This is a genomic window from bacterium (assembly GCA_022616075.1).
Lineage (GTDB): Bacteria > Acidobacteriota > HRBIN11 > JAKEFK01 > JAKEFK01 > JAKEFK01.
Map to the genome: position 1 here is coordinate 1 of JAKEFK010000093.1, position 8,930 is coordinate 8,930.

The window sequence follows — 8,930 nt, forward strand, 5'->3', positions numbered from 1 at the left end:
ACTTCAGAAGAATAGAAAACACTTAAAACTTTTCTTTATCTCCCTATCGCTCTTCCATCCCCCTATCTCCCTTCTTACATGAGCTCGATAACCGTTGTTGTGCCACAGATTTCAAGTATGCTTGGCTAGCTCTTTAGTCCCAGTGACCGGATCAGCGCCATGTAACGAGTATCCGTGCGCAACGGTTCAAACTCCGGTTCCACTTTCACAAAGCTTAAATACTCTGAATGCTCCTGATGCGCCTTCTGCAACCATTCAAAGGCTTTGTCCTTATCGCTGAGCCCCGTGTAAATCATGGCAATGTAAACCGGAGAAACGTATTGATCCTGTCCCTGCAAATCTTTTAGAAGGAGCTCTGCCGCCTCTTTTTTCCCGGAGACTGCATATGCGTACGCAAGAATTGCCTGATAATCGGTGGTTTGTGGAGAAAGCTGGATCGACTTTTGAATTGCGGCAATCCCCTGATCATATCTGCGCATCTGCACATAAACCTGACCCAGCGCGGCATAAGCAGGACCATACTGTGGATCCACTTCGAGAGCTTTTTGAAAAAAATTAAGAGCGCTGTCAAACTGCCGAGCAATGTAATACTGGCGGCCCAGCACAACAGTCACGCTTAAGGAAAGAGGATCCAATTCCAGCGCCAGTCGCGCCTCGTCGATTGCTTCCTTCGTGCGTCCCGTAATGGCCAGATAATTTGCGTACCACTGATGCGCAATCGCGTAATTTGGTTTGAGATCAATGGCCCGTTTGAATTCACGTTCGGCTTTGGGCCAGTCCCAGTAGTACATGCTAATGTGGGCCAGTGAATTGTGAGCTTCTGCCAGTTGTTCATCAATATCCAGGGCCTGCTCAGCGGCTGCTCGCGCGCGCGCATAGGCGTCCCGTGGCTCCACCAGATCGTAACTGCCTATCATCGCGTAACAGTCAGCTAGACCCGCGTAGGCCATCGCATACAACGGATCCATATGGATCGCCTCCTGAAAATGTTGCTTGGCCAGTCTCAAATCATCTGCGGTGCGGCGGTTCCAGAAATAGCGACCAAGAAGATACGAACGATAAGCATCCTGGTTCGCTGTCTGAGCCTTGTTCAGCAATTTCTCCTGGTCTCCACTCAATTGAAGATCCAGAGCGCGGGCAATCTCGCGCGCAATATCATTTTGCAACGACAGAAATTCAAGATTCTTTCGTGTAAATTGCTCACCCCAGATGCCTGTTCCATCGCGCGCATCCACAAGATTCACGCGGACTATAATGTGATCTCCCTGCTTTAAAATGTTACCTGCTAAAACCGCGTCTACCTTCAGTTGCTTTCCGATTTCGACCGGATCGTCCATTGTGCGGAAGCGATTTACAGTGCTGGGAGCCATGACGCGCAAAGAAGGCAATTCGGAAAGACGATTGGTAACACTTTCCGAGATACCTTCTCCAAGATATTCAAAGCTCGAGTCCTGTGTCATGTTTGATAAAGGAATTACCGCAAGAGAACGCACGCGTCCTGTTCCAAAGGAAATCCAGTACAGGCCGGCCGAAACCAGCAACAACACGATGACAATAGCAAACCAGAAAAAGCGATTTCGCGACAATTTGAGCTCGAACAGACCGGGCAATGCTGTTTGCAGCGTATCTGCCAGATTCATTACTGTCTTTAAGTTGTAGGCGGCATCGTGAGCAGATTGAAAGCGCTCTTCAGGATTCTTTTCCAGACAGTGCAGGATCAAGCGCTGTAGCTCAATCGGAATCCTCTTTCCCATTTCTGATAGCTCGGGCGGATCTTCACGCAAGACTCGTGAAACCGTTTCGTAAATGGTTTCCGCTTCAAAAGGCTTTTTCCCGCTTACCATTTCATAGAGTACGCACCCCAGCGAAAAAATATCGGTTCGCCCATCCACAGTTTGCGAACGAATTTGTTCCGGCGACATGTATCCAACGGTTCCAAGCACGTGTTCTTCTGTGGGGTCTGGAACGGAATCGCCCACTGCAGCAGGATTTTTGGGTGGTCTTATTTGAGCCAAACCAAAATCAAGAATCTTCACGCGTCCGTCCGTTGTAATGAAAATATTTTCCGGCTTCAGGTCCCGGTGAACGACTCCTTTCGAATGAGCGGCAGCAAGACCTTTCGCAATTTCCAATCCGTATTCAACGGACCTTCTCCAGGAAAGAGAGCCAATTTTTTTCCGAAGGGGCTCTCCTTCCAGAAACTCTGTCACGACGTAGTAGAGATCCTGGTCACGATCAAAGTCGTGTATCGCGAGAATATTGGGATGGGAAAGCGCTGCAATCGCTTTTGCTTCTCGCTCAAAACGCAGGATCGCGTCCGGATCGTTGGCGAGTTTATCCGTGAGAACCTTTACTGCAACATCTCTCTCCAGCCGTACATCTCTGGCACGATAGACATCACCCATTCCTCCGGAACCGAGCTGGGAAAGGATTTTGTACGGTCCGAGTCTTGTTCCCGGTAAAAGCATATCTTGCTGATTCTGACTTGACCCATGTCGAAACGCAAATCTATCCCGCAGATAGACTGTTAACTCGCAGATGGTGACGTTCGGGAACCGGTTGTGGCAAAATCCTTGTCTGATGGGCTGTGTCTGTCCAATAGTTCAAAAAAAGGAGGAATCGAAGTGAAGCGAACAACCATTTATTTAGCGATACCAATATTGATTCTCATGCTTGTCCAATATCAGCCTGCTGAAACAGAGACCCCGCATTTTGCTATCGCCCGTATGTGGCACGGCCAAACTCCGGCAGCGAAGGCAGATGAATACACCGCCTATTTGCAGGAAAAAGGAATCACGAAGATCCAATCGATCCCCGGCAATCTGGGAGTTCAAATGTTTCGGAAGATCAATCAAGATACGGCAGACTTCCTGGTGATCTCGTACTGGGATTCTGTGGAGTCGATTAAGAAATTTGCGGGCGAAGATTACGAGAAAGTTTACCAGATGCCTCGAGATCCGGAATTCCTGATCAATCCGGAAACAAAGGTTCGCCATTACGATGTTCTCTTGAACAACTGGTCTAAGTAAAGTCGAGGATTGTTTTTAAGAGCAAGTGTGGGGAATCTAAAGGGGCGCAAAAGATGCCTTTGGTTTATCATTATACGATCTTGTTAAACGAGCATTCTTTTCGAACATACGCGCTCCATATTTTTACGCTGGTCAGTCTGGTCGTCGCGCAGCCGGTCTTGCAGCAGCTGACGCAAAATCCGACATTTTTCGTCGCGCATGGAGCAAAAACCCTGGAAATTCTTGGATTTCTGGCGATTCTTTGTCTGCTCTTGCCCCTTCCATTCCTTGTCATTGAATTAGCGGCAAGCTTCTTTGGTCCGAGGTCCTTGCGGGCGGTTCACCACGTTTTCCTGTTCGTTTTCTTCAGCGGCTTCTCAGCTCTTGTTCTGAAACAGCTCAGTTTCTTTTCAGGTTTCCTGGCAATTCTCTTTTCCTCATTGGGCGGCTTGATCTTTGTGATCCTCTACTACCGGATGAGCATCATGCGGACCGCTGTTACCTTGCTCAGCGTGCTCATCATAGCGGTCCCCCTTTTGTTCGCATTCGATGATTCGGTCCGCAGACTGATCTGGAGCGGAAAAATTTCGGGTGGAGAGTTCTCAAAAACTTCTTCCACAACCCCCGTGGTGATGGTCCTCTTCGATGAACTTCCGGTTAGCTCACTGATGAATGAAAAATTAATAATGGATTCCGCGCTGTATCCGAATTTTACAGCACTATTGAAGGATTTTACGTGGTACAGAAACACAACAACCATTTCGCCGGTTACACATCGCGCCGTTCCTTCGATTCTTACAGGAAAGTATCCTGTCCGAACGCTACTTCCAACTTTGACGGATCATCCGGAAAATCTGTTCACTCTCCTGGCCGGTTCTCATGAATTAAGAGTGTTCGAATCTGTAACCTCACTCTGTCCTGAAAAGCTCAACAAAATCAAGGCAACCTCTACAGGAAAGTCTTCGGTGGTGAAAGCGATCTGTCTCGATGCGGTTGCGGTATATCTTCAATTGATTGTTCCTCCTCCTTATTCCTCGTCGTTGCCGGATGTGAGCTCAACCTGGGGTGATTTCTGGAACACAAGCGCAGCCGAGCCCAAAAAAGGCAAGATTGACAGAGGGGAGCTGTTCGAGAACTTTGTTCGATCCATCGTGCCTTCGCAGGAACCATTCTTGTCTTTTCTGCATGTTTCTTTGCCGCACCGCCCCTGGAGATACTTGCCGAATGGACAGCAATATTTTGATTTCGGTGAAGGACAGAAACAGGATCAGTTCTGGGAAAAAAGTGATTGGGCGGCAATTGTGGCTTATCAGAGGCATCTACTGCAGCTTGGCTATGCGGACAAACTCCTTGGCGATTTAATCCGGAAACTGAAAGACACGGGCATTTATGATCGAGCGCTGATCGTGATCACCGCAGATCACGGAATTTCGGTTTGGCCAGGCGGACGACAGGCCCGCCAGGCCACGACTTCAACATACCAGGATATTCTGCTGGTTCCATTTTTCATTAAGGGGCCGATGCAAAAAAGAGGAACAATCATCGATCGAAAACTTGAAACGGTGGACATCTTGCCGACGATTGCCGGCATGCTTGAGCTGGAAATGCCCTGGAAAACGGATGGTGTTTCAGCCACTCGTACGGATTTGCCGGAACGTGAATACAGAAAGGTATTTCTGAGCAGTGAAACAGTTTCCGATTTGACTTGCGATATACGAGAAGAAAACAGAACGCTCAAACGCAAGAATGAAATCTTTGGAAAAGCTACGAGCATATCTGACATTTATCAGATTGGACCTTTTCCTGAGTTATTGAACAAAGACGTCAATGGCTTGCACATTTCTTCAGAAAACGATTTCAGGGTTACGATTCGCGGAAGTGATGAATTGGAAGAAGTGGATTTGAATGCCACAACAATCCCCTCATATATTGCAGGCGAAGTGAAATCACCAACGTACTCACAGGATCTCGTTCTTGCGATTGCCGCAAACGGGAAAATCCGAACAGTCACCAGAACCTTTTTCATCAATGGTAAGCTGCGATTTGGCGCGCTACTGCCGAAGACCAGTTTACAAAACGGAAAAAATACAATTGAAGTGATACCGATTCCGGATGTGGGCCAACAGCGAGCTGATCGCTATCAACAAAATCCCGGAAAACGGTTCCGATAATATAGTCGCCGGCTCATGTTCTATTGGGTCGATTCCGGGTAAGATTGCCACAGACTGCGCAGGTAATTATAATTTGGGTTGAATACGAAATGATGAGGGCTCTCAATGAGCGCGTTAAAGGTCTCTCCGCCGGCTAGTTTCCAGTTGCCGGCGGCATCTGAAGCTAACGAAACCTCCGCACCTAAAGTTACTGAATCTCCCTCGCAGGACCAAAATTCAAAAACAGAGAATCCTGCATCAACGGCGGAACAATTAAAGAAAGCGGCAGCAATGCGCCGCCTGGAACAAAACATTGGGATTTTACCTCGTATCTCGGATCTCCAAAACGGACTGGCTCCAAAACCTGAAAGTTCACCGCAGATCAATCATGACCACCAGTATCAACACAATCAAACTGATCTCGATTTTGACGAATCACACCTCGTTCGGCTGGATCCTGCCGTATCAACGCCAGATGGAAAACTCTCCTACAGTACAGGGTCTAAATCAGATCCTGAACGGGAAAGGAAATAGGTCCGAATTAATCCTCCTCTTCTTCAGAAGAGTCGATCGGTTCATCGATGGGTACAGGCGGCACAACAGTTTCTTGTCCTGGCTTCCCTCTTCTCTTGAACTGATAAACGTAACCATCCTCAAATTCAAGGAAACGCACCGGGACGTCGAACTCCACATTCTCCCTTTTTAGTAGTGCAGGCCGTCCGGTGCGTTTAAACCAAACGAGCATCCTGGCACCTTGTTCTTGAAAATGGGAAGCCGCCATTTTTTTCGTGCGTCCTCCCGGGAAAAAACGGGGACACGTACCTGTCCATAGCCAGAACGCTTCCCAATCGTTCGTAACAATCCGGCGCGGCGGAAGGTTTTGTCGAATTACATATTGAATTGTGGGACTTGATTCGAACTCGGAATAACCTAACCAACGAGTTTTCAATTCAGGGATCGCTGCAACGCCCAGCGCTACGCTCGTTATGAGAAATAGAGCCAAGAAGGCAAGAAAAGTCCGGCTTATGTATTTTTTGTATCTCGTGGCTGCAGCAAAGGCCAACATCAGCACGAATAGCAGAATCACCTGAGTAAATTTCCTGTCATTTAGCGCCAGCGTTGCTCTGTAAGTTCTCAAAAGGACAAGACCTGCCGTATATCCGAATGCAAGAAGGAGATTTACAAGAAGCGCAATATTTGGAGCTGAAGTTTCTTCTCCTTTACGTTTGAAAAACGAAATCAAGCCGACAACGACCAGAAAAGCAATCACGATCCATAGCACAGGCTGGAGAAAAGAAAAAGATTTCAGAAATAATGCGTCGAACCAGGAGTCGAAACCATCCAACAAATTCGAGGAAAGCGTACCGGTTGGCGGGCGTGATATGGCGGTTTTCCCTGCAAGCAGCCAATTCCGGAGTAGCCAGCCTCCAAAAATAATCGTCGCAGGAATTGAAACAAGAATTGCCAATTTCAATCTTTGAACCCATGGAATTATAGAGCACAAAAGAAGGAAGACGCCCACGCAGAACGGTCCTAACGGAATGTAGGCATATCGAACGAGCATGGACACACCGAGGAGAAGTCCGAGCAAGATGGCCCATTTTTTTCGCGGCTTCAGGATGAGGACGGTCAGCAATCCGCTGATCGCGATCAGGCAAATCCAGGAAAGCGGTTCCGAAAGAATCGCGCCGGAGAATCGCAAAATCTTCGGGTGAAAACCGACACTTGCCTCACTAAGAAATGCCAGTAAGAATGAACCTGTCACTTTGTGAACGTACTGAAAGATACCCACGAGCAGAAACAGATAACAGAGGATCGCGATGATTTTGCAGGCAACCTGCCACTGAAAACCAGAGACCAAAAACAGAGCGATCAGCGCGCTGTATCCGGGAGCCCAATGCGTGTTGGGATGCACCTTCGGCGGGCATCGCAAAGAAAAACCATAGCCGGCATCCAGATTCGATGCGGTGTTCAAGTACTTCGTGCTGTCTGAAAAAATCTCCATTCCCCGGGAGATAAGCGGATAGAGCAAGAACCCTGCAAGCAGCAATGCGAAAACGAATGAGATTAATAAAGGAAGATTTTTCCGAACAAACAGCATCGTATACGTCTACACAACTCGCGACCTCATGATCCCAGCATTTTAACATCGTAGCATCCTATGGGACCATCGACAGCAAAGACGTTTCGACCCGAATGCATACTGATCAGAAGGGAAATTCCTATTTCAGAGTCCTCCTTTAAGTTAGGACGCAGAACCCACTCGCCGGCTGACTTCTATTCCACTCTGCGTAATGATTAACCATATGGTTAACTGTTATGTTGTTTTTCTCCGTTTCTCGAATAAATAGCCGAGGCTCGCAGCAGCGTAAAGACATAGTATCGGTGCGACAGGGACTCGATATCTTGGGATGCACTCCTGATTTGTTGCGCTGATCAAGGTGATGTACATACATATCGAAAGAAAGAGAAAATGTGACAATCCGTGGCCTGATCGTAACGAGATAAGGATCCCTGCAACACAGAAGAAATAAAACACGCCAAGTAGAGTGGCGCCGAGAGTCACAGCAACAACGGTTTCACGGATATGCAGCGGATACAGTATGAACGGGACACCAAAGAAGAATTTTCTCAGACCATGCAGCGTTATGGGAATGATTTCACCCGGATGTTGCCGAATTATTCTTATTCCTTCGCTCCGCATTCGCTCATGGTAATCCCCAATGCTTTCCGTCTGTTTTCGCCGTCCAAGCTTGCCCTCAAACCGGGTTCGAGCCTCTTTCAATTCTATTCCGTCGATTCTGGAAATTATGCTGGCCGCACGCGTCATAATGCTGCGTGCATCAACACTCGAAAGCCGCCAGGAGTCTACCAGATAATGATTCCGCAGTTTCCATCCTCCAACAATCAGTAGAAGAGGAATGAGAAATACCATAACAGAAAAGAGCTGCGGCTTGCGATCTCGCGAGTCTCTCCAGAATTTCCAAAGAAACGCGATCAGCAACAATGCCGACAAATAATAATTCCCGGGGCGAATGAGAATAGAAACAGCAAGCACCGTTCCGGTTACAAAATAGGTGGTGGGATAAGCTCGATCCCCATCAAGGATTCGAACAGCAAAGAATGCAACAAGAATGAGAAAAAGCGTGCTAAGCGTTTCCGTAAGGATTGTTGATGTATAAATCGTTTGGAGCGGTTCCAGAAGGACCAGTCCGGCTGCGATCCAGGCTACCATCACAGACCATAATCGTTCTGCGATCCGGTATATCAGCACGACTGTTATTGCGCTTAAAATCGCTTGCAGCACGCAAACTACCCTCAGGTTCTCACCGAAAATGGCGAAAATGGAAGCTAAAAAAAGAGGATATCCCGGCGTGCGAAAAAATTCGGGTTCTTCGCTTACTCTATTGATCGAAAACCGGTGTTCATGAAGCAATGCCAATGCCGGTTGCATATAAGAAGGAGAATCCGGCCTAGTTGGCCTTCGTTCGCTTTGCCAGAGGTCGAACGTAACCCACACAATCCTCAACAGAGCGGACAACAGGAATAGAGCGAGCAAAGCATGCGAGCGTTTTGACCCTGCAGATGAGTTCAAGTCATCTTGAGTATGACATCACTCGGTAACATGACAAACAAAGTGCGGTACTCAATGGTCCAATTCTCATATACAGCGGCAAAGCTGTAAAAAATTTTGAACGCGCGTTCGCGTTGAATCCAATGATTCAAGCAAAAGACGGAGAGCACCTCACAAAAGCCAAATCCCTCCTTTGAG

General features: G+C 47.7%; 7 protein-coding genes. 3 read left to right on the top strand and 4 right to left on the bottom strand.

Annotation, left to right across the window (positions count from 1 at the left end):
• Nucleotides 1-125: 125 nt before the first annotated feature.
• Nucleotides 126-2,468 (bottom strand): protein kinase, encoded by a 2,343-nt coding sequence (locus L0156_08055; GenBank protein ID MCI0602953.1) that lies wholly within the window; start codon nt 2,466-2,468, stop codon nt 126-128.
• Nucleotides 2,469-2,624: 156 nt separating this feature from the next.
• Between L0156_08055 and L0156_08060 the strand changes: the two genes are divergently transcribed.
• The 3 genes from L0156_08060 to L0156_08070 all read left to right on the top strand — a co-directional run bounded on the left by L0156_08060 (nt 2,625) and on the right by L0156_08070 (nt 5,692).
• Nucleotides 2,625-3,029 carry an antibiotic biosynthesis monooxygenase gene (locus tag L0156_08060; protein ID MCI0602954.1) on the top strand — a complete coding sequence of 135 codons (405 nt, stop codon included), beginning with the start codon at nt 2,625-2,627 and terminating at the stop codon, nt 3,027-3,029.
• 53 nt (nt 3,030-3,082) lie between these two features.
• Nucleotides 3,083-5,179: a sulfatase-like hydrolase/transferase gene (locus L0156_08065; protein MCI0602955.1), complete on the top strand. Its 2,097-nt coding sequence runs from the start codon at nt 3,083-3,085 to the stop codon at nt 5,177-5,179.
• A 105-nt stretch (nt 5,180-5,284) separates the two neighbouring features.
• Nucleotides 5,285-5,692, top strand: coding sequence for a hypothetical protein (locus L0156_08070; protein ID MCI0602956.1), 408 nt, complete (start codon nt 5,285-5,287; stop codon nt 5,690-5,692).
• A 7-nt stretch (nt 5,693-5,699) separates the two neighbouring features.
• Here the strand turns inward: L0156_08070 and L0156_08075 are convergent, their stop codons facing one another.
• The 3 genes from L0156_08075 to L0156_08085 all read right to left on the bottom strand — a co-directional run.
• On the bottom strand, nt 5,700-7,259 hold the full coding sequence (locus L0156_08075) for a hypothetical protein (GenBank protein ID MCI0602957.1): 1,560 nt from the start codon (nt 7,257-7,259) through the stop codon (nt 5,700-5,702).
• A gap of 216 nt (nt 7,260-7,475) precedes the next feature.
• A complete protein-coding gene (locus L0156_08080; GenBank protein MCI0602958.1) occupies nt 7,476-8,612 on the bottom strand; it encodes a glycosyltransferase family 39 protein in 1,137 nt (378 codons plus the stop codon).
• Between the two features lie 137 nt (nt 8,613-8,749).
• A partial coding sequence (locus tag L0156_08085) for a hypothetical protein (protein MCI0602959.1) occupies nt 8,750-8,930 on the bottom strand: 181 nt, incomplete at its 5' end.

Excerpts from the sequence above, each read along its gene's own strand:
- L0156_08055 (MCI0602953.1), bottom strand. The coding sequence starts at position 2,468 with ATGCTTTTACCGGGAACAAGACTCGGACCGTACAAAATCCTTTCCCAG.
- L0156_08065 (MCI0602955.1), top strand. The coding sequence starts at position 3,083 with ATGCCTTTGGTTTATCATTATACGATCTTGTTAAACGAGCATTCTTTT.
- L0156_08070 (MCI0602956.1), top strand. The coding sequence starts at position 5,285 with ATGAGCGCGTTAAAGGTCTCTCCGCCGGCTAGTTTCCAGTTGCCGGCG.
- L0156_08075 (MCI0602957.1), bottom strand. The coding sequence starts at position 7,259 with ATGCTGTTTGTTCGGAAAAATCTTCCTTTATTAATCTCATTCGTTTTC.
- L0156_08080 (MCI0602958.1), bottom strand. The coding sequence starts at position 8,612 with ATGCAACCGGCATTGGCATTGCTTCATGAACACCGGTTTTCGATCAAT.